A 19,153-nucleotide genomic window follows, 5' to 3' on the forward strand; every position below is an offset into this window, starting at 1 on the left:
TATGTTTGAGACTACATTGAATCCATTATGGGATAGTTTTATCCGCGCGGTGCAGGAGGAGGTTAAGCCTGCGCTGGGTTGTACGGAACCTATCTCTCTGGCGCTGGCGGCAGCGGTCGCATCCTCTGAGCTGGACGGTGCGGTTGAACGTATTGATGCGTGGGTCTCACCGAACCTGATGAAAAATGGCATGGGCGTTACCGTGCCGGGTACCGGAATGGTCGGGTTACCTGTCGCGGCGGCGCTGGGTGCACTGGGGGGAAATGCCCGTGCCGGTTTAGAGGTACTGAAAGATGCGTCGCCCCAAGCGATCGCTGATGCGAAAGCGATGTTGAGCGATGGCAAGGTTGCGGTGATGCTGCAGGAGCCTTGCGAGGATATCCTCTTTTCCCGCGCGAAGGTTTACAGCGCTGAAGGATGGGCGTGCGTGACGATTGTTGGTGGGCATACCAACATTGTGCATATCGAGACCAATAAAGGCGTGGTGTTCACCACAGAACAGAACGCGCAGGAAGAAGAGCAGGAGTCACCGCTGGCGGTACTTTCTCACACCTCGCTGGAAGAGATTCTGGCGTTCGTAAATGCGGTACCGTTTGAGTCAATCCGCTTTATTCTTGATGCGGCAAAACTGAATGGTGCGCTGTCTCAGGAAGGGCTGCGCGGTAACTGGGGCTTGCACATCGGAACCACGCTTGAGAAGCAGTGCGCGCGTGGCCTGTTGGCGAACGATCTTTCTACCTCTATTCTGATCCGCACCAGTGCGGCATCGGATGCGCGAATGGGCGGGGCGACGCTGCCAGCCATGAGCAACTCCGGTTCCGGTAATCAGGGGATTACCGCCACCGTCCCGGTGATGGTGGTAGCTGAACACTTTGGCGCGGATGAGGAGAAACTGGCGCGTGCGCTGATGCTGTCTCACCTGAGCGCTATTTACATCCATCATCAGCTTCCGCGTTTGTCTGCGCTGTGCGCGGCAACCACGGCGGCGATGGGCGCTGCGGCAGGGATGGCATGGATCGTGGATGGCCGCTACAACACCATCGCGATGGCGATCAGCAGCATGATTGGTGACGTGAGCGGCATGATTTGCGATGGCGCTTCAAACAGCTGCGCGATGAAAGTTTCAACCAGCGCATCTGCGGCGTGGAAAGCGGTGCTGATGGCGTTGGATGATACTGCAGTAACCGGCAACGAGGGGATTGTGGCGCATAACGTCGAGCAATCTATCACTAACTTGTGTGCGCTGGCATGTCGTTCGATGCAGGAAACCGACAAACAGATCATTGAGATCATGGCCAGTAAGGCACATTAATCTCCAGGCCGGGTAACGTGGAGTCGTCATCCGGTATAAGTCAAAGCCGCCTTTTCAGGCGGCTTCTTCGTCTTCCAGCCGTAGCTCAGCATCGGCCACAATTGCTTCCAGCTCTGTCAGCATTTCTTCATAGCCGAAGGCAACTGTTTCTCGTTTTTCCGGCGCAACCTGCGGCTGGCGTTTTTTTGATGTTTTCTTACTCAACAGTCGTACTCCGTTGTTTTCTCTGACTATACGGGCAAATCTATCAGCAAAGCGCGCAGCGAGGTATCGGCGACTAACGTTATGTTAGTTTCGTCACGAATAAATGCGCCATCGCCGCAGGTAAGTGCTTCCTTTTCTGCGCCAGCGGTCACCGCATGGAATCTGCCGTGGATCGACTGTAAGTAAGCCCGTGGCCCATGTAACTGAAAACTCAGCGATTCACCTTGTTGCAGTTCAACGTGGTGTACCCATACCTGTTGGCGCAGGTGCAGGCTGCCTTGTTCACCGTCCGGCGAGGCCAGCAATTGATGCTTACCGGCACTCAGCGTGGCTTTTTGTACGCAGGCATTTTCGCGCTGTGGGCAGGCGTCCAGCCACAGCTGCATTCGGGTTAACGATTTATCCTTGCTGATATTGTGTTCGCTGTAGCTGATCCCCGGCTGTGTAGCGAGAAGTAAAACCTCTCCCGCTTTGGCCTGGATATGGTTGCCTTCGCTATCGCGATACTCCGCTTCCCCTTCGAGAATCAGATTGACGATATCCACCTTCGGATAGGTACGTGGCTGGAAAGAGGCCCCCGGTGCCAGAACTTCCTGGTTCAGAACACGCAGCGAGGCATAACCCAGCAGTTTAGGATCAAAATAGTGTCCAAAGGAGAAGGTATAACGAGCCTGCAGCCAGCCGTAGTCTGCTTGCCCGCATTGTTTGGCTGTACGGGTAGTAATCATAGTTCTTGACCTCTCTTTACTTCCTTTTATGTTAAATGGCTAGACGCTGCATTGTTAGCCAGATATTCTGCCCGGTATGTTCAAATTTCCTGAATGAGAACGAGATGGCCAAAGAAAGGGCTTTAACGCTTGAAGCGTTACGCGTCATGGACGCAATAGACAGGCGCGGCAGCTTTGCCGCAGCGGCAGACGAACTAGGGCGCGTGCCTTCCGCGCTCAGCTATACCATGCAGAAACTGGAGGAAGAGCTGGACGTGGTGCTGTTTGACCGTTCAGGCCATCGCACAAAGTTCACTAACGTCGGGCGTATGCTGCTGGAGCGTGGACGCGTACTGCTGGAAGCCGCGGATAAACTGACCACCGATGCCGAAGCACTGGCTCGCGGTTGGGAAACGCATCTGACCATCGTTACCGAAGCGCTGGTGCCGACAGCGGCGTTTTTCCCGCTGATTGACCGACTTGCCGGGAAGGCCAATACCCAGCTTTCCGTTATTACCGAAGTCTTGGCCGGAGCATGGGAGCGTTTGGAGCAGGGACGGGCGGATATCGTGATTGCGCCGGATATGCATTTTCGCTCATCCTCAGAAATCAATTCGCGCAAGCTATACTCGCTGATGAACGTCTATGTGGCGGCTCCGGATCATCCCATCCATCAGGAGCCAGAACCGTTATCGGAAGTCACCCGTGTGAAGTACCGCGGGATCGCGGTGGCGGACACCGCCCGTGAACGCCCGGTACTCACGGTCCAACTGCTGGATAAACAGCCGCGTCTGACGGTGAGTACGATAGAAGATAAACGCCAGGCGTTATTGGCCGGCCTGGGCGTGGCGACAATGCCGTATCCGCTGGTGGAAGAGGATATTGCGGCAGGTCGGCTGCGGGTAGTAAGCCCGGAATCGACAAGTGAAATTGATATTATTATGGCCTGGCGTCGGGACAGCATGGGCGAGGCGAAATCCTGGTGTCTGCGGGAAATCCCGAAACTGTTCGCGGGTAAATAAGAAATACACCCCTTCAACGGAAGGGGCGTATTTGAATTCAGGACAGCTGTTTGGGGTCAGCGCCGAAGCGGTTGCTCCCCGGAGTGCCGTTTTGACAGTTGAAAATAATGATGACCAACCAGCCGACGATCGGGATCAATAGCACCAGTAGCCACCAGGCTGAACGATCGGTGTCATGTAAACGCCGGAACTGTACCGCCCACCACGGAATAAAGACCAGAACCCCATAAATCGTTGTTAATATGCCTTCTCCTCCGGCGCGTTCCCAGCCAAGCATTCTGTCCAGAATGCCCAGCACGAACGTGAAGATGATGTTGACCAGCACAAACATCCAGTATTCTTTACGACGCGCGCGGCCACCAAACCCAAAGTAGTTCTTTAATACGTTTAAATACCAATCCATTTTTGCCTCGTTCTGCGTTCAATTACTTGTTTTTAAAGCAATCAAATTAAGAATAGCTGCGAATGGAATGCTGGTAAATGTTTGTAGTATTAATTATTTGGCCCCAAACGGAGGCCAGTGTAAATCAGGCGAAACGCTCGTCACGCCCATGAGGTTCGTCGAGGTCCTGCCACGGGCCGATTGAAATAATACCGGTCGGGTTGATTGTTTTGTGGCTACGGAAGTAGTGATGACGGATGTGGTCAAAGTTGACGGTATCTGCAATACCCGGCATCTGGTAGATATCGCGCAGAAAACCGTACAGATTCAGGTAGTCACTGATACGGTGTTTGTCGCACTTGAAGTGGGTCACATAGACCGGATCAAAGCGTACCAGCGTGGTCCACAGGCGAATATCGGCCTCAGTTAACTGGTCGCCGGTCAGGTAGCGATGCTGACCCAGGATCTGCTCCAGTCGTGCAAGCGATTGAAAGACTTTTTCCACAGCCTCATCGTAGGCTTCCTGGCTGGTGGCAAATCCGGCTTTATATACACCGTTATTGACGTTGTCATAGATCCAGCCGTTCAGCTCGTCGATTTTACTTTGCAGAGTTGGTGGATAGTAATCCCCGGCTTTCGCACCCTGCGCATCAAACGCAGTGTTAAACATGCGGATGATTTCTGCGGATTCGTTACTGACAATGGTGTGGTTCTTTTTGTCCCACAATACCGGAACGGTCACCCGACCGCTGTAGTGTGGATCGGCGTGTAAATACAGCTGATAAAGAAATTCGTGCTGATACAGGGTATCGCCAGTTGCCGCCGGGAAGTTGTCGTCAAAGGTCCAGCCGTTTTCCAGCATTAACGGATGCACAACGGAAACGGAAATAAACGGTTCCAGCCCTTTAAGTTTACGCAAAATCAGCGTGCGATGCGCCCACGGGCAGGCCAAAGAAACGTACAGATGATAGCGGTCTTTTTCGGCGGCGAAGCCACCTTCACCAGTTGGACCCGGAGCGCCATCCGCGGTGAGCCAGTTACGGAAAGCCGATGCAGAGCGTTGAAATTTCCCCCCAGTTGATTTGGTGTCATACCAGGTGTCGTGCCAGACGCCGTCAATCAGTTGTCCCATGATTTACGTCTCCTCAGATAGCAAAAGCGAGGAGATATCTCCTCGCTTTTTGATGTGTTCAGTATAGCTCGCTTACCACTTTTTATTCAGTACACGGTCAATACTGAATGCGCCCGGACCGGTGATAGCCAGCAGCAGGAAGCCGCCTGCGATGGTCAGGTTTTTCATAAACATCAGAGAGTTCATACCTTCAGCAAAGTTGCTGTGGAAAAGGAACGCCGTTAGCAGCGTGAAGCCTGCGGTGAACAGCGCGGTAGTACGAGTCAGGAAACCGAACAGAATTGCCAGACCGCCGCCAAACTCAAGCAGAATAACCAGCGGCAGCATAAATCCTGGGACGCCCATGGCTTCCATGTACTGTTGGGTACCCGCATATCCGGTGATTTTTCCCCAACCTGCGGTAATAAACAGGATAGGCATCAGAATGCGCGCTACCAGTACACCAACATCTTCTAATTTCTTCATCATACTCTCCAGGAAACCACTCAGGCGGCTTATTGTGTTTTTTTGTGCAACGACGCCGCAGAGTGCGTCGTTGCTGTCGATGGAGAGAATCATAAACGCGGCTAATGACAATTGTTAGCAAGGAAAACTGTCAGAAATCTTCAAAAAATTTGAGGTTAGGTGGGAGAAGAGAGGGTCAGCCGCGCAACTGCTGCTGTCTGATGGTCGATTTCACCAGACGCCAGATGCTCCAGACGCTAAAGCCGCGTTTAGCCCAGCGTACCAGCAGGTTAGGATTACGGATGGTGCGAACCGCCATAATACTGCTCCCGACTATCACCCATCCGCGCAGGTTCAACAGCGTTTTCCAGCCGCGATCGTAGACTTCGGTTGCCTCCAGCCAGTCGCGACGAGCGGCAGACAGATCCAGCCGTTGCTGCTGGATCTGTCCAAGCAGTTGCGCCTTACGTTGTAGACGTTCGACTTTACTGCTCATTATGCCTCATCCTCCAGGGCCTTCCTGTCGTTAGCGAGTTCATTACGCGTATGGCGTAGCAGCGTTGTTTTACGCGCTTTTCGCAACGTCCATAGCCCGCCGATAAACGCTAAAAGCAACAGCACAACGGTAGTGGCAATCATGGCGTTCAGGCGATATTGAGGATCGATGGCCCAGATGATAAGCACCATCAGACTCATCAGGCCAAACGCCGCGAACAGCATGGTCAGCCCAAGCATCAGCAGGATCTGGATGAGATTGGCTTTTTCCTCTTCCAGCTCAACGACGGCCAGCCGCAGCCGCGTCTCTACGATCTCAACGAGAATCGTCAGGATCCGCTGTCCAATACCCAGTACGCCTTTGCCTGGACCTTGTGCGTGTTGAGAGTCTGCCATTGTTAGCGGCGCGACAGCAGTACACCAAGGACCACACCGACTGCAGCGCCAATGCCGACGCCTGTCCATGGGTTTTCGCGCACATAGTTATCGGCTTTTGCCGCAGCCTCACGGGTCTGTTTGGCAATCACATCGCTGGTTTCGCTCAGGCGATGGCGGCTCTCGCGCAGCGCGTGTTCGGCTTTGCTGCGAATTTTACTTATCTCTTCCTTCGACTTATCGCCAGAGGAGCTAAGTACTTCTTCAAGCGTATCCGCAAGAGATTTCAGCTCAGCGCGCAGGTTTTCCGTAGCATTATCTTTCGACATAGTTTTCTCCAGTTGAGTGGCTATTTACCGTACTTAGTAATCGCGGGTCTCGAGTTCTTTCAGCTCTTTCTGAGCTTCAGCAAGCTTATGCTCGCGCTTTGCGATTTTATCCGCATCGCCTTTTTGCTTCGCCTCGGCCAAATCACGTTGGCGCTCGGTTATCTCATTTTTCTGTTCTGCGATTTTTTTCTGATGGTCGGCGCGCAGTTTACTGTCAGTACAGTTGGCCCTAACTTCGCTCAGCGCTTTGTTCAGCCCATTGATGCGGCTCTGATTATTGTGCTTTTCGGCATAGCTAATCTCCCGCTGGATATCCTGTTCTTTTTCCTGACAGAGGGTGGATGCGTAACTGCCGGCACTTAGAGCGAAAAGGCTAATTGCTAAAGCGATGCGGTATTTCATTCTTGAACCTTCCATTGTGATTCGACCTTGTGGCTTATGGTCGGTGCTCCAGAATAATAAAGCGTTGAGTCATTAACCCAGTTTATTAATCATAGGCGCTAAACGATGAAATCACCAAAGTGAGTGATCTAATTCAGATTCCTGGAGATTAACCAAAGCGGTGTGGGGTATCACGTAAGCGAGATAACCACTGCACCGCCTGATTATCATCATCCTGCTGAGCAATAACGAAACCGTGCGGTAACGTTCGGTCCAGCACGACTTTTGCTGCTGCGCTCTGTGCGCTGGAATCAAAGGTGATCAGCAGCGCGTCATTTTGCGGAGTTATACTTTTAAAGCGAATGCCGTTGGCGTCCAGGTGATGCCAGATAGAGAAGCCATCAGGCATGCTGGCTCCCTGGTTTACAGCACGAATGGCAAGCGTTGACTCCTGCTGGCGGATGACCGACAAGGTCAGGAGCAGCGCGCCGATAAACAGCATAAAGGTGGTGGACCAGGCAAGTCGTCGGAGCGTTATGCGTGATTTCAGCATAATTTACCCTCGGTTCCCGTATTTCTTCTTCCAAAGAACAACCAGTGAACCTGCCAGACCAAACACCAGTAGCACAACGGGAAGCAGCATCAGGCAAGACATCAGCTGATCTTCATACTTGAGAAATACCGGTGTTTTGCCCAGCAAATAGCCAAGCGTTGTAAGAATCAGAACCCAAAGCAGTCCGCTCATCCAGTTAAAGAACTGAAAGCGCGCATTGTTCAGGCCGGACAATCCTGCGATGGTCGGTAGTAATGTTCTGACAAACGCAATGAAGCGACCGACCAGCAGCGCAGACAAGCCATGCTTATGGAACAGATGATGCGCGCGCTGATGGTAATGCGCAGGCAGATGAGATAGCCAGTTTTGTACGGTGCGGGTATTCCCCAGCCATCGCCCCTGGATATAGCTGAGCCAACAACCCAGGCTGGCCGCGGTGGTAAGTAGCAATATCGTTTGCGGGAAACCCATCGCGCCTTTGGCGATAAGTACGCCGACCAGCACCAGTAGACTGTCGCCAGGTAAAAAGGCCGCTGGCAGCAGTCCGTTTTCCAGAAACAAAATGGTAAATAGTACGAAATAGAGCAAGCCAATCATGGAAGGATTGGCCAGCGTTTCAAAATCCTGAGCCCATAAAGCATTCAGTAATTGAGTCAGTAGTTCCATTCAATATTCCTGGAGAATCGGTTGTCGTCATGCCGGTTTTCTGGAGTTTGTAACGCCGCAATTTTATTGGTGTTTTTTACATGGATCGCGGTCTGACACAAATTCACGGCCTGAACTATTCCCTGTAAAGTTGTGAAGTAAGCAAGCTCTCAAACACAAAAATTCAAATAACAACTAATTGTAACAAAGGTCAACGTTGTCCGTTATAGAAATTACGGTTGTTGAACTGTGATTTTGCTTATCGCAATGGAGGGAGGCGAGAGGATTTACACAGGCTGACACTTTATACCTAATGCTTACCAAGCATGAGAAACAGGCGCTTTGTTGCGCCTGGATCGAAAAGATTGCTTATTTAGCGCTGTTAACTGCAGTATCAAGGTGAACGACAGGATTTTCCGCAAAAAGATAACGGTCAGCGTTGAACTCAAAGTCATCGCTGGTCTCGTTGAACAACATGATTTTGGTATTCTCCAGGTGTTGCCACATGGCCAGTTTTGCCGCGTTCGGATCTTTACGGATCAGCGCTTTGAGAATTTGGTCATGATCATCGCACCAGTTATCGACGGTACGTGCGTCGATATGCTCGTGCAGTTTTTTCCAGTACGGGTTGTGGCTACGCTGGGTCCACATTTTTTCTACGATGGCGGCCAGCGCAGAGTTCTGCGTGGCTAGCGCGACCTGAATATGAAACTGCAGATCCCACTCGGAATCGCGAAAGCATTTTTCATTCCGTGCATGTTCCTGAATGTCCATCAGTTTCATGATGTCTTGCTTGGTAACCTGTGTAGCAGCAAATTCAGCGATATTGCTTTCAATCAACTGACGAGCCTGAAGCAGCTCGAAAGGACCATAATTGGCGAATTCAAGTGATTCGTCGGTGGCCTGCTGGTGACGCGCCTGATTTGAAATGACATGAATGCCGGAACCTTTGCGCACTTCTACATAGCCCTCAACTTCGAGCATGATAATCGCTTCACGAACCACGGTACGGCTGACATTTTTTTCATCGGCGATAAAGCGCTCGGCGGGGAGCTTTTCACCCACCAGATAGACGCCCTGCTCAATGCGTTCTTTCAGATCAGCGGCAAGTTGTTGGTACAAACGTCGTGGTTCAGTGATTTCCATATGCGCTCCAGGCATGATACGGCAGACTCTATTTGTTATACCACTTTTGCGATTACGGCTCCACTCGCGCTGTTAAAAAAGCCGCCAGATAACTGGCGGCTTAGCATTACATAACCTTATTAAATCTTGTCTGGTTAACTTTGCGCGGCGGGATCGCCAGTTTGCGACGCTGACTCTACCTCGCTGGCCGATTTGTTCTGCAATACCGTCCAGATGACTAACGCGCCGAGCAGGTCGAATACCGCCAGTACGGCAAACAGCGGGCTAAAGCCGATGGTGTCAGCCAGTGCACCGACGACCAGCGCAAACAGCGTACTTGCGAGCCAGGCGGACATACCGGTCAGGCCGTTCGCAGTTGCCACTTCATTACGGCCAAACACGTCAGAAGAGAGTGTAATCAGCGCACCGGACAGCGCCTGGTGAGCAAAACCACCGACGCACAGCAGGGCAATAGCAATGTATGGGCTGGTGAACAGACCAATCATCCCCGGGCCAATCATCAGTAATGCGCCCATCGTCACGACCATTTTACGCGAAACGATCAGGTTAACACCGAACCAGCGCTGGAACAGCGGCGGTAAGTAACCCCCAACGATACAGCCCAGGTCAGCAAACAGCATAGGCATCCAGGCAAACATCGCAATCTCTTTCAGGTTAAAGCCGTAAACTTTGAACATGAACAGCGGAATCCAGGCGTTGAACGTTCCCCACGCCGGTTCTGCCAGGAAACGCGGCAGCGCAATTCCCCAGAACTGGCGGTTACGCAGGATCTGACCGAGCGACATTTTCTTCGCGGTGCTGTTTTTATGCTGAGATTCCTGACCATTCAGAATGTAATCACGTTCTTCATCAGACAGTTTTTTCTGGTCGCGTGGGTGTTTGTAAAATACCAACCAGCACATGGCCCAGATGAAGCTCAGGGCACCTGAAATAATAAATGCCATCTGCCAGCTGTGCATGACGATAGCCCAGACGACCAGCGGTGGAGCGATCATCGCGCCGATAGAAGAACCAACGTTAAAGTAACCTACGGCAATTGAACGTTCTTTTGCCGGGAACCATTCAGAACTGGCTTTCAGGCCCGCAGGGATCATCGCGGCTTCGGCAGCACCTACAGCACCTCGCGCCAGTGCCAACCCGCCCCAACTTCCAGCCAGCGCGGTCGCACCACAGAAAACAGCCCAAAGAACGGCGAACATCGCGTAACCTACTTTTGTGCCGAGCACATCGAGTACGTAACCGGCAACGGGTTGCATTACGGTGTATGCAGCAGAATAGGCTGCGATGATATAGGAATACTGTTGAGTGGAGATGTGTAACTCTTCCATCAGAGTTGGCGCAGCTGCCGCCACAGTGTTACGCGTCAGGTAACCCAGCACGGTGCCAAGCGTCACCAGTGCAATCATATACCAACGTAACCCTTTAATTTTACGCATGTAAAACCTCATCGTTTTGTTATGTCCGCGAACGAGCGGTCATCTTCCAGTCCAGAGCGGAGGATGTTTTTTACGAGGGGGTAACCGAAAAAAAAGCCGGTACTCCCCGAACATTGCCATGTCAATATTTGTGCTAATTCGGTTTCCGTACCGGTCAATCCGATGGTGATACATCGGTAATTTGCATTCCGTCGGCTTATGTATCGCGACGGCCAAAAGATAACTTGTCATACAGCTTTAAAAGGTGAGTGCCATCACAAAAGTGTGAATCTTCGTGTGGTCATTATTTCGATTCAGCAAAGCCAGTACTGGCGCGGTTTAACGTGTGATTTACCTCTTTGAGAGTAATTTTTTTGTCATCGTTTGTTGATCTAGCTCACGAAAATATCTTCAGTGCATGGAAATTGGTGTGATAACTTTGTCAGCATCGCAACATAAGCAATCTGACGCACTCGCTGAGAGGAAGACGATAATGACCCCGTTTATGACTGAAGATTTCCTGCTGGATACCGAATTTGCCCGCCGTCTGTATCATGATTACGCTAAAGACCAGCCGATCTTCGATTACCACTGCCATTTACCACCGCAACAAATCGCGGAAAACTACCGTTTCAATAACCTGTATGACATCTGGCTGAAGGGCGACCACTATAAGTGGCGTGCGATGCGTACCAACGGCGTTGCTGAACGCCTCTGTACTGGCGATGCGTCCGATCGTGAAAAATTTGACGCGTGGGCCGCCACAGTTCCGCACACTATCGGTAACCCGCTGTACCACTGGACCCATCTCGAATTACGTCGCCCGTTTGGTATTACAGGTAAGTTGCTGTCTCCGGCAACGGCTGACGAAATCTGGAACCAGTGCAACGAACTGCTGGCGCAGGATAAATTCTCCGCGCGCGGCATCATGCAGCAGATGAATGTGAAAATGGTCGGTACCACCGATGACCCGATTGACTCTCTGGAGCACCATGCGGCCGTTGCTAAAGACGGAAGCTTTGATGTGAAAGTGTTGCCGAGCTGGCGTCCGGATAAAGCCTTTAACATTGAGCTGGCGACCTTTAATGACTATATGGCGAAACTCGGTGAAGTGTCAGATACCGATATCCGTCGCTTCAGCGACCTGCAGGTTGCACTGACCAAACGTCTGGATCACTTCGCGGCGCACGGCTGCAAAGTCTCTGACCATGCGCTGGACGTGGTGCTGTTTGCCGAATCTAACGAATCGGAGCTGGACAGCATTCTGGCCCGTCGCCTGGCTGGTGAAACCCTGAGCGAGCATGAAGTGGCGCAGTTCAAAACCGCCGTTCTGGTGTTCCTCGGCGCAGAATACGCGCGTCGCGAATGGGTGCAGCAGTACCACATCGGTGCGCTGCGTAATAACAACCTGCGCCAGTTCAAGCTGCTGGGCGCGGATGTTGGCTTTGACTCCATCAATGACCGTCCGATGGCGGAAGAACTGTCCAAACTGCTGAGCAAGCAGAATGAACAAAACCTGCTGCCGAAAACCATTCTGTACTGCCTGAACCCGCGTGATAACGAAGTGCTGGGGACGATGATCGGTAACTTCCAGGGCGAAGGCATGCCGGGGAAAATGCAGTTCGGTTCCGGCTGGTGGTTCAACGACCAGAAAGACGGGATGGAACGTCAGATGACGCAGCTGGCGCAGCTCGGCCTGCTGAGCCGTTTCGTCGGCATGCTGACTGATAGCCGTAGCTTCCTGTCTTACACCCGCCATGAATACTTCCGTCGCATCCTGTGTCAGATGATTGGTCGTTGGGTTGCCGCAGGTGAAGCGCCTGCCGACATCCAGCTGCTGGGTGAAATGGTGAGAAATATTTGCTTCAACAATGCGCGTGATTACTTCGCCATTGAACTGAACTAAGGTCTGGGTGACGGTATGCAATACATCAAGATCCATGCGCTGGATAACGTCGCAGTTGCGCTTGCTGATTTGGCTGAAGGAACCGAAGTCATCGTCGACGGTCAGGCGGTAATCCTGCGTCAGGCAGTCTCTCGTGGCCATAAATTCGCTTTACGCGATATTGCGAAGGGCGAAAACGTCATCAAATACGGTTTGCCAATCGGCCATACGCTGGTGGACGTTGCGGTGGGTGAGCATATACATGCCCATAACACCCGCACTAATCTGAGCGACTTGGACACGTATCGCTACCAACCGGATTTCCAGGCCGAAGTCGCGCAGCCTGCCGATCGCGATGTGCAGATTTATCGCCGCGCGAACGGTGACGTTGGGGTGCGTAACGAACTGTGGATCCTGCCAACGGTAGGCTGCGTTAACGCGATGGCGCGTCAGATGCAGAACCGCTTTTTGAAAGAGACCAACGACGCCGAAGGTATCGACGGCGTGCATCTCTTCAGCCACACCTACGGCTGTTCACAGCTGGGTGACGACCACATTAACACCCGCACCATGCTGCAAAACATGGTGCGCCATCCGAATGCGGGGGCGGTGTTGGTCGTTGGTCTGGGCTGTGAAAACAACCAGGTGGATGCCTTCCGCGAAACTTTAGGTGAGTTCGATCCTGAGCGCGTTCACTTTATGGTCTGCCAGCATCAGGAAGACGAAGTGGAAGCGGGGATTGAACATCTCCATCAGTTATACAACGCGATGCGTAATGATAAGCGTGAGCCGGGTAAACTGGGCGAGCTGAAGTTTGGTCTGGAATGCGGCGGCTCTGACGGCTTGTCCGGTATTACCGCCAACCCGATGCTGGGGCGTTTCTCTGACTACGTGATTGCGAACGGCGGCACCACGGTGCTGACCGAAGTGCCGGAAATGTTCGGCGCCGAGCAGTTGTTGATGGACCACTGTCGTGACGAAGAAACTTTTGGCAAGCTGGTTACGATGGTCAATGACTTCAAGCAGTACTTCATTGCCCATGACCAGCCGATCTACGAGAACCCATCGCCGGGTAACAAAGCGGGCGGTATTACCACCCTGGAAGATAAATCGCTCGGCTGCACCCAGAAAGCGGGGTCCAGCAAAGTGGTTGACGTTCTGCGCTACGGCGAACGCCTGAAGACGCGCGGCCTGAACCTGCTGAGCGCGCCGGGTAACGACGCGGTCGCCACCAGCGCGCTGGCGGGCGCGGGCTGCCACATGGTGCTATTTAGTACCGGACGTGGAACACCGTACGGTGGTTTTGTGCCGACAGTGAAAATCGCCACCAATAGCGAGCTGGCGGCGAAGAAAAAACACTGGATCGATTTTGACGCCGGACAGCTGATCCACGGTAAAGCGATGCCGCAACTGCTGAGTGAGTTTGTTGATACCATCGTTGAGTTCGCCAACGGCAAGCAGACCTGCAATGAGCGCAACGATTTCCGGGAACTGGCAATATTTAAAAGCGGCGTAACGTTGTAATTACCCTTCATCTTTCGCGCGGCAGCTGCGTTGACTGCGTTCATTCACCCCGGTCACTTACTTCAGTAAGCTCCCGGGGATGAGCGAACTTGCCGCCTTGCTGTGGCACGAAATCGATTGGGTAATCGAAATGGAGTGGATTTAAAAAACGGCGTTTCATCATTTGGAACGCCGTTTGTTTTTGCATTACCTGATAAGGATCATTCATGACCGCGTATTGGCTGGCCCAGGGCGTAGGTGTCATCGCCTTTCTGATCGGCATTACCACCTTTTTCAATCGTGATGAGCGCCGGTTCCGGCTGCAACTGGCCGTTTACAGCGCCACCATTGGCGTGCATTTTTTTTTGATGGGCGCCTGGCCTGCGGGAATGAGCGCCGAGCTCAACACCATCCGCACGCTCGTCTCAATGCATACCCGCAAACTGTGGGTAATGGCCGTTTTTATTCTTCTCACCCTGGTTCTCGGGCTGGCAAAGTTACAGCATGCGATGGAGCTGTTGCCGATAATCGGCACGCTGGCCAGCACCTGGGCGCTGTTTCGCTGCCAGGGGTTAACCGTGCGCTGCGTGATGTGGTGCGCAACCGCCTGCTGGGTTATTCATAATTTCTGGTTGGGATCGATTGGCGGGACGATGATCGAAGGCAGCTTTCTGGTGATGAATGGCCTGAACATTATTCGCTTCCGGCGGATGCAAAAACGCGGAATTGATCCGTTCAAAATTGAAAAAAGCGTACAAGAAAAGAGCCCCTCCGCCCGATAACGGAGGGGCGCAGGGATTAGCCGCGCAGAGCGTTATTTGCCAGACGTTCGTCTTCAGCCTGGCAGGCTGCCGCGGTAAACAGAACGTCAGTAGAAGAGTTCAGCGCCGTTTCACAGGAATCCTGCAGTACGCCGATGATGAAGCCAACGGCTACCACCTGCATGGCGATGTCATTTGGGATACCAAACATATTGCATGCCAGCGGGATCAGCAGCAGGGAGCCACCTGCCACGCCCGATGCGCCACAGGCGCACAGCGACGCCACCACGCTCAGTAACAGCGCCGTCGGTAAATCGACCGGAATTCCCAGTGTATTCACCGCCGCCAGCGTCAGTACGGTAATGGTGATCGCCGCGCCCGCCATATTGATGGTGGCGCCAAGCGGGATAGACACCGAGTAGGTATCACGGTCCAGATTCAGCTTCTCACACAGTGCCATATTCACCGGAATGTTGGCGGCAGAGCTGCGGGTAAAGAAAGCGTATACGCCGCTTTCGCGCAGACAGGCCAGCACCAGCGGATATGGGTTACGACGAATTTTCCAGAATACCAGCAGCGGGTTGACCACCAGCGCCACTAGCAGCATACAGCCTACCAGCACGGTCAGCAGATGAGCATAGCCCCACAGCGTGGCAAAACCGGTGGTTGCCAGGGTAGAAGAGACCAGGCCGAAGATACCGATCGGGGCAAAACGGATCACCAGCTTCACCATAAAGGTGACGGCGTTGGACATATCATTGACCAGGTTTTTGGTCGTTTCATTACCATGGCGCAGCGCAAAGCCCAGACCAACGGCCCATACCAGAATACCGATATAGTTGGCGTTAAGCAGGGCATCAATTGGGTTGGAAACCATGCTCATCAGCAGTCCACGCATCACTTCAACAATACCGGATGGCGGCACGATATCGCTGGCGCTGCTGGAAAGATGCAGTGTAGACGGGAAGGCGAAGCTGAAGACGACGGCCGCTAACGCGGCTGAAAACGTTCCGAGCAGGTAGAGGAACAGAATCGGGCGGATGTTGGTTTTTTGCCCGTGCTGGTGGTTGGCGATAGAGGCCATTACCAGCATCAGAACCAGAATTGGCGCGACGGCTTTTAATGCGCCGACGAATAGCGTACCCAGCAGACCAACGGCTTCTGCCGCAGGTTTTGACACCAGTGCAAGTAAAATCCCCAGTACCAAGCCGATCAAAATTTGTTTAACCAGGCTCCCTTGCGCCAAACGCGAGAGTAGCCCCGATGAACGTTGCGTAGTCATGTCGTGATCCTTTCATTGTGTTGTTGCTCATCCATCGTGCGTTCTCAGGACGCATCTTTCTGGATGTAACAAAGTGTTTGCCTGGTTGAGTATAAGGAAAGATAAAGCTTCGGGAAGAGAAATATGCTGGATTCCACGTTGAGATCATATTTTATAACTTTGAGTTAACATTGTTTTGACATGATAAACAAAAAGCCCAACGCACGCAGTGTGCCGTCGGGCTTTTCAGCTAGCAGATAAAGTTACTGTATTTGCTGCTTTTTATCGTGCTGGTGGTTGACCCACGCGTTGACAATCAATGTCACAAACAGGATGCCAAATACCACGCCTAGCGAGATAGCGATCGGGATATGGTAGAAATCGACGATCAGCATCTTAATACCGATAAACACCAGAATGACCGCCAGACCGTACTTCAGCATGGAGAAACGCTCCGCCACGCCCGCCAGCAGGAAGTACATCGCGCGCAGACCCAAAATAGCAAACAGGTTCGAGGTCAACACGATGAACGGGTCGGTAGTGACGGCGAAGATTGCCGGAATACTGTCGACGGCAAAAATCACGTCGCTCAACTCAACCAGAATCAATACCAGCATCAGCGGCGTGACAAACAGCAGCCCGTTCTTACGCACGAAGAAGTGCTCGTTTTCGATGGTATCGGTCATGCGCAAATGGCTACGTAGCCAGCGTACCAGCGGTTTGTCGCCAATGCCTGATTCATCCTCTTTTGCCAGCGCCATTTTCACCCCGGTAAACAGCAGGAACGCGCCGAACACGTACAGCAGCCATTCAAACTGGGTGATAAGCCAGGTGCCAGCGAAGATCATGATCGTACGCAGAACAATGGCTCCCAGCACACCATACACCAGCACCCGACGCTGCAATGCAGGTGGTACGGAGAAGTAACTGAACAGCATCAACCAGACGAAGACGTTATCTACAGCCAGCGATTTTTCAATTAAATAGCCGGTAAGGAACGCCAGTGCCTGCGGGTCAGCAACGGCTCGGCCCTGGGTTTGCGCCAGATACCACCAGAAGGCGGCGTTAAACAGTAACGACAACGTTACCCAGACGATGGACCAGGCCGCAGCCTGCTTCATCGACATCGTATGCGCACCACGACGCCCCTGCAACAGCAGGTCGATGGCCAGCATAATTACCACCACGACAGCGAAGCCACCCCATAACAACGGTGTGCCAACAGTATTCATTGTATTTCCCCATGCATAAAAAAAACGGCCAACGCCGAATGACGTTAGCCGCTGCTTTTTATGCATAGACCTTGCCATTCGGCAAGGTCTCACTTACAACAACAAAGGAATACGATGGCGTATTCCTTTGTTATCGCCCGGTGACCGGATGTGGTTTTTCACACATCGTAATGACGATCAACCGACAACGAAGTTACTCCCCTTTGCGGGTTACAAAATATTACAGGCCATGCTTTCAGTCAATGGCCTGCAACATTCCATTTACACACTTTTACGCAGTCAGCGAGGTTACCGTTTCGTCTGCCGGGAAAACCACGCCGGTCTGGCGGCGAATCTCCGTTTGCAGTTTAGCGGTGATACGGCTGACGGCCAGTGCCGGGTGATCCACTTCGCCGGATTCAACCAAATGAGCAAACGCCTCTGCCTCATACAGCATAGTATTGATGTGCTGAGGCGTCGTCAGATCCTGTGTTTTCCCCCCGCGCGGAACGAAGCACACTTTTTGACATTCGGAGATGTGCTCGATCACCAGCGATCCTGACTCGCCCTGAATTTCACTGGCTAATACCGAGTCGCTGACTTTTGAGTGCTGAAGCGTGACGCTAAAGTCACCGTAATTCAGCACCACCACGCCGTGGGCGTCCACGCCGCTCTCCAGCAGGCTGGCGCTGGCCTGAACGCTCTGCGGCTCACCCCATAGCGCAACCGCTGAGGCCAGGCAGTAAAAACCAATATCCATAATCGAGCCATTTGAGAACGCTGGATTAAACGTATTTGGATTTTCACCGTCCAGATAGCGCTGGTAACGTGAGGAGTACTGGCAGTAATTGATAAATGCTTTTCTGATTCTTCCAACTTTGGGGAGCGATTGCTGCAATAACAGGAAGTTAGGCAGGCTGGCGGTCTTAAATGCTTCAAACAGTACCACCTGGTTTTCGCGCGCGCAGGCGATAGCGGCTTCGGCTTGTGCCAGGTTTGAGGCCAGCGGTTTTTCGCAAATAACATGCTTTTTGTGCCGCAAAAACAGCTCTGTCTGCGGGAAATGCAGAGAGTTTGGACTGGCGATGTAGACGGCGTCAATCGCCTCGCTTTGCGCCATCGCTTCCAGTGAGGTAAACAGATGCTCAACGGGGTAATCGTTGGCGAAGGTCTGCGCCTGCTCAAGGCTACGGGAATAGACTGCGGTTAACTTACATTTGCCGGTTTCATGGGCGGCATCGACAAACTGGCGGGTGATCCAGTTTGTGCCAATTACTGCGAAACGTATCATAAAGGCCTTCAGGCTGTGGAAAGGGATTCTTTCGTCAATTTAGCATGCCCTGAAGACAAAGCCAGTGCGCTACGGCGCAGTTTGCTTTAACGAATGTTGCGTTAACCACAGGCGGGTATCGAACTCCAGTTGATGATACTGAGGCTCCATATGGCAGCACAGCTGGTAAAACGCTTTGTCGTGCTCTTTTTCTTTCAGATGCGCCAGCTCATGCACGACGATCATGCGTAAAAAGGGCTCAGGGGCATTGCGAAACACGGTGGCGACGCGGATTTCTGCTTTAGCCTTTAGCTTACCACCCTGCACACGAGAGACGGCGGTATGCAGGCCCAGCGCATTTTTCAGAACGTGGATCTTACTGTCATACATGACTTTATTCAGTGGTGGGGCGTTACGCAGAAACTGATTTTTCAGATCCTGAGTATATTGCCAGAGCGCTTTGTCGGTCGCGAAATCATGCGTACCCGGATAGCGCTTCTCCAGCACTGCGCCCAGACGCTGTTCAGCAATCAGCGTTCTCACCTGAGAAAGCAAATGTTCCGGGTAGCCCTGGAGGTAAGTTAGTTGGTTCATTCATGTCCCATCCACTTCATCCTTCAAGCTGCCTCTGTGTTGGCTGCGTTCGCGCACTCCAGTCACGTACTTATGTACGCTCCTGGGGATTCACTCACTTGCCGCCTTGACGCAACTTGAATGATT

General features: G+C 52.5%; 22 protein-coding genes. 5 read left to right on the forward strand and 17 right to left on the reverse strand.

Features of this window, described 5'->3' with window-relative positions; translation table 11 throughout:
• Position 1 precedes the first annotated feature (1 nt).
• The gene (locus OGX99_RS09705; RefSeq protein WP_151224391.1) at positions 2-1,312 is read left to right on the forward strand and encodes an L-cysteine desulfidase family protein; all 1,311 of its coding nucleotides are present in this window, start codon (positions 2-4) and stop codon (positions 1,310-1,312) included.
• Positions 1,313-1,366: 54 nt separating this feature from the next.
• Here OGX99_RS09705 and OGX99_RS09710 read toward each other — a convergent pair whose 3' ends face one another.
• Together OGX99_RS09710 and OGX99_RS09715 are read right to left on the reverse strand one after the other, a co-directional pair.
• Complete coding sequence (locus tag OGX99_RS09710) at positions 1,367-1,516, reverse strand: protein YhaL (protein WP_286543340.1); 150 nt, start codon at positions 1,514-1,516, stop codon at positions 1,367-1,369.
• Between the two features lie 26 nt (positions 1,517-1,542).
• Positions 1,543-2,244 carry a pirin family protein gene (locus OGX99_RS09715; RefSeq protein ID WP_151224390.1) on the reverse strand — a complete coding sequence of 234 codons (702 nt, stop codon included), beginning with the start codon at positions 2,242-2,244 and terminating at the stop codon, positions 1,543-1,545.
• A 104-nt stretch (positions 2,245-2,348) separates the two neighbouring features.
• On the opposite strand from OGX99_RS09715, the gene yhaJ reads away from it, so the two are divergent.
• Positions 2,349-3,245: a DNA-binding transcriptional regulator YhaJ gene (gene yhaJ, locus OGX99_RS09720; protein WP_003024855.1), complete on the forward strand. Its 897-nt coding sequence runs from the start codon at positions 2,349-2,351 to the stop codon at positions 3,243-3,245.
• 37 nt (positions 3,246-3,282) lie between these two features.
• Here yhaJ and OGX99_RS09725 read toward each other — a convergent pair whose 3' ends face one another.
• The 11 genes from OGX99_RS09725 to OGX99_RS09775 form a co-directional block, all read right to left on the reverse strand.
• On the reverse strand, positions 3,283-3,648 hold the full coding sequence (locus tag OGX99_RS09725) for a DUF805 domain-containing protein (RefSeq protein ID WP_003024853.1): 366 nt from the start codon (positions 3,646-3,648) through the stop codon (positions 3,283-3,285).
• Positions 3,649-3,772: 124 nt separating this feature from the next.
• Entirely contained in the window at positions 3,773-4,759 is a 987-nt protein-coding gene (gene yqjG / locus OGX99_RS09730; protein WP_187259057.1) for a glutathionyl-hydroquinone reductase YqjG, read from the reverse strand.
• A gap of 72 nt (positions 4,760-4,831) precedes the next feature.
• On the reverse strand, positions 4,832-5,224 hold the full coding sequence (locus tag OGX99_RS09735) for a DoxX family protein (protein ID WP_005131473.1): 393 nt from the start codon (positions 5,222-5,224) through the stop codon (positions 4,832-4,834).
• Positions 5,225-5,399: 175 nt separating this feature from the next.
• Complete coding sequence (locus OGX99_RS09740) at positions 5,400-5,699, reverse strand: YqjK-like family protein (RefSeq protein WP_151217820.1); 300 nt, start codon at positions 5,697-5,699, stop codon at positions 5,400-5,402.
• The gene (locus OGX99_RS09745) at positions 5,699-6,094 is read right to left on the reverse strand and encodes a phage holin family protein (protein ID WP_151217819.1); all 396 of its coding nucleotides are present in this window, start codon (positions 6,092-6,094) and stop codon (positions 5,699-5,701) included. Before OGX99_RS09745 ends, OGX99_RS09740 begins: the two co-directional genes overlap by 1 nt.
• Before the next feature lie 2 nt (positions 6,095-6,096).
• Positions 6,097-6,402 (reverse strand): ElaB/YgaM/YqjD family protein, encoded by a 306-nt coding sequence (locus tag OGX99_RS09750; RefSeq protein WP_151217818.1) that lies wholly within the window; start codon positions 6,400-6,402, stop codon positions 6,097-6,099.
• Positions 6,403-6,435: 33 nt separating this feature from the next.
• Positions 6,436-6,804 carry a DUF1090 domain-containing protein gene (locus OGX99_RS09755; protein ID WP_187253301.1) on the reverse strand — a complete coding sequence of 123 codons (369 nt, stop codon included), beginning with the start codon at positions 6,802-6,804 and terminating at the stop codon, positions 6,436-6,438.
• Between the two features lie 148 nt (positions 6,805-6,952).
• Positions 6,953-7,321, reverse strand: a complete 369-nt coding sequence (mzrA, locus tag OGX99_RS09760; protein ID WP_187253354.1) for an EnvZ/OmpR regulon moderator MzrA — start codon at positions 7,319-7,321, stop codon at positions 6,953-6,955.
• Between the two features lie 18 nt (positions 7,322-7,339).
• Positions 7,340-8,002 carry a DedA family general envelope maintenance protein YqjA gene (yqjA, locus tag OGX99_RS09765; protein WP_151217816.1) on the reverse strand — a complete coding sequence of 221 codons (663 nt, stop codon included), beginning with the start codon at positions 8,000-8,002 and terminating at the stop codon, positions 7,340-7,342.
• Positions 8,003-8,350: 348 nt separating this feature from the next.
• Positions 8,351-9,127, reverse strand: a complete 777-nt coding sequence (exuR, locus tag OGX99_RS09770; protein WP_003024817.1) for a transcriptional regulator ExuR — start codon at positions 9,125-9,127, stop codon at positions 8,351-8,353.
• Between the two features lie 134 nt (positions 9,128-9,261).
• Positions 9,262-10,563 (reverse strand): MFS transporter, encoded by a 1,302-nt coding sequence (locus OGX99_RS09775; protein WP_151217815.1) that lies wholly within the window; start codon positions 10,561-10,563, stop codon positions 9,262-9,264.
• Between the two features lie 472 nt (positions 10,564-11,035).
• Between OGX99_RS09775 and uxaC the strand changes: the two genes are divergently transcribed.
• The 3 genes from uxaC (at position 11,036) to OGX99_RS09790 (ending at position 14,712) form a co-directional block, all read left to right on the forward strand.
• Complete coding sequence (gene uxaC, locus OGX99_RS09780) at positions 11,036-12,448, forward strand: glucuronate isomerase (RefSeq protein ID WP_151224388.1); 1,413 nt, start codon at positions 11,036-11,038, stop codon at positions 12,446-12,448.
• Between the two features lie 15 nt (positions 12,449-12,463).
• Positions 12,464-13,951 (forward strand): UxaA family hydrolase, encoded by a 1,488-nt coding sequence (locus tag OGX99_RS09785; RefSeq protein ID WP_286543345.1) that lies wholly within the window; start codon positions 12,464-12,466, stop codon positions 13,949-13,951.
• A 206-nt stretch (positions 13,952-14,157) separates the two neighbouring features.
• Positions 14,158-14,712, forward strand: a complete 555-nt coding sequence (locus OGX99_RS09790; protein WP_210905423.1) for a YgjV family protein — start codon at positions 14,158-14,160, stop codon at positions 14,710-14,712.
• Positions 14,713-14,728: 16 nt separating this feature from the next.
• On the opposite strand, the gene sstT is transcribed toward OGX99_RS09790, so the two are convergent.
• From sstT to OGX99_RS09810, 4 genes are all read right to left on the reverse strand, one after another.
• Positions 14,729-15,973: a serine/threonine transporter SstT gene (gene sstT / locus OGX99_RS09795; RefSeq protein ID WP_151217812.1), complete on the reverse strand. Its 1,245-nt coding sequence runs from the start codon at positions 15,971-15,973 to the stop codon at positions 14,729-14,731.
• Positions 15,974-16,215: 242 nt separating this feature from the next.
• A complete protein-coding gene (locus tag OGX99_RS09800) occupies positions 16,216-17,184 on the reverse strand; it encodes a TerC family protein (RefSeq protein WP_151217811.1) in 969 nt (322 codons plus the stop codon).
• A gap of 271 nt (positions 17,185-17,455) precedes the next feature.
• Entirely contained in the window at positions 17,456-18,454 is a 999-nt protein-coding gene (locus OGX99_RS09805) for a Gfo/Idh/MocA family protein (RefSeq protein WP_286543348.1), read from the reverse strand.
• A gap of 69 nt (positions 18,455-18,523) precedes the next feature.
• Positions 18,524-19,027 (reverse strand): M48 metallopeptidase family protein, encoded by a 504-nt coding sequence (locus tag OGX99_RS09810; RefSeq protein WP_151217809.1) that lies wholly within the window; start codon positions 19,025-19,027, stop codon positions 18,524-18,526.
• Positions 19,028-19,153: the final 126 nt, after the last annotated feature.

The sequence above is a fragment of the Citrobacter sp. Cu096 genome (genome assembly GCF_030332285.1).
Classification (GTDB): Bacteria; Pseudomonadota; Gammaproteobacteria; order Enterobacterales; family Enterobacteriaceae; genus Citrobacter; species Citrobacter meridianamericanus.

Bases quoted from the DNA above. Each gene is read 5' to 3' on its own strand.
- OGX99_RS09705 (WP_151224391.1), top strand. From the start codon at position 2: ATGTTTGAGACTACATTGAATCCATTATGGGATAGTTTTATCCGCGCG.
- OGX99_RS09715 (WP_151224390.1), bottom strand. From the start codon at position 2,244: ATGATTACTACCCGTACAGCCAAACAATGCGGGCAAGCAGACTACGGC.
- yhaJ (WP_003024855.1), top strand. From the start codon at position 2,349: ATGGCCAAAGAAAGGGCTTTAACGCTTGAAGCGTTACGCGTCATGGAC.
- OGX99_RS09725 (WP_003024853.1), bottom strand. From the start codon at position 3,648: ATGGATTGGTATTTAAACGTATTAAAGAACTACTTTGGGTTTGGTGGC.
- yqjG (WP_187259057.1), bottom strand. From the start codon at position 4,759: ATGGGACAACTGATTGACGGCGTCTGGCACGACACCTGGTATGACACC.
- OGX99_RS09735 (WP_005131473.1), bottom strand. From the start codon at position 5,224: ATGAAGAAATTAGAAGATGTTGGTGTACTGGTAGCGCGCATTCTGATG.
- OGX99_RS09740 (WP_151217820.1), bottom strand. From the start codon at position 5,699: ATGAGCAGTAAAGTCGAACGTCTACAACGTAAGGCGCAACTGCTTGGA.
- OGX99_RS09745 (WP_151217819.1), bottom strand. From the start codon at position 6,094: ATGGCAGACTCTCAACACGCACAAGGTCCAGGCAAAGGCGTACTGGGT.
- OGX99_RS09750 (WP_151217818.1), bottom strand. From the start codon at position 6,402: ATGTCGAAAGATAATGCTACGGAAAACCTGCGCGCTGAGCTGAAATCT.
- OGX99_RS09755 (WP_187253301.1), bottom strand. From the start codon at position 6,804: ATGAAATACCGCATCGCTTTAGCAATTAGCCTTTTCGCTCTAAGTGCC.
- yqjA (WP_151217816.1), bottom strand. From the start codon at position 8,002: ATGGAACTACTGACTCAATTACTGAATGCTTTATGGGCTCAGGATTTT.
- exuR (WP_003024817.1), bottom strand. From the start codon at position 9,127: ATGGAAATCACTGAACCACGACGTTTGTACCAACAACTTGCCGCTGAT.
- OGX99_RS09775 (WP_151217815.1), bottom strand. From the start codon at position 10,563: ATGCGTAAAATTAAAGGGTTACGTTGGTATATGATTGCACTGGTGACG.
- uxaC (WP_151224388.1), top strand. From the start codon at position 11,036: ATGACCCCGTTTATGACTGAAGATTTCCTGCTGGATACCGAATTTGCC.
- OGX99_RS09785 (WP_286543345.1), top strand. From the start codon at position 12,464: ATGCAATACATCAAGATCCATGCGCTGGATAACGTCGCAGTTGCGCTT.
- OGX99_RS09790 (WP_210905423.1), top strand. From the start codon at position 14,158: ATGACCGCGTATTGGCTGGCCCAGGGCGTAGGTGTCATCGCCTTTCTG.
- sstT (WP_151217812.1), bottom strand. From the start codon at position 15,973: ATGACTACGCAACGTTCATCGGGGCTACTCTCGCGTTTGGCGCAAGGG.
- OGX99_RS09800 (WP_151217811.1), bottom strand. From the start codon at position 17,184: ATGAATACTGTTGGCACACCGTTGTTATGGGGTGGCTTCGCTGTCGTG.
- OGX99_RS09805 (WP_286543348.1), bottom strand. From the start codon at position 18,454: ATGATACGTTTCGCAGTAATTGGCACAAACTGGATCACCCGCCAGTTT.
- OGX99_RS09810 (WP_151217809.1), bottom strand. From the start codon at position 19,027: ATGAACCAACTAACTTACCTCCAGGGCTACCCGGAACATTTGCTTTCT.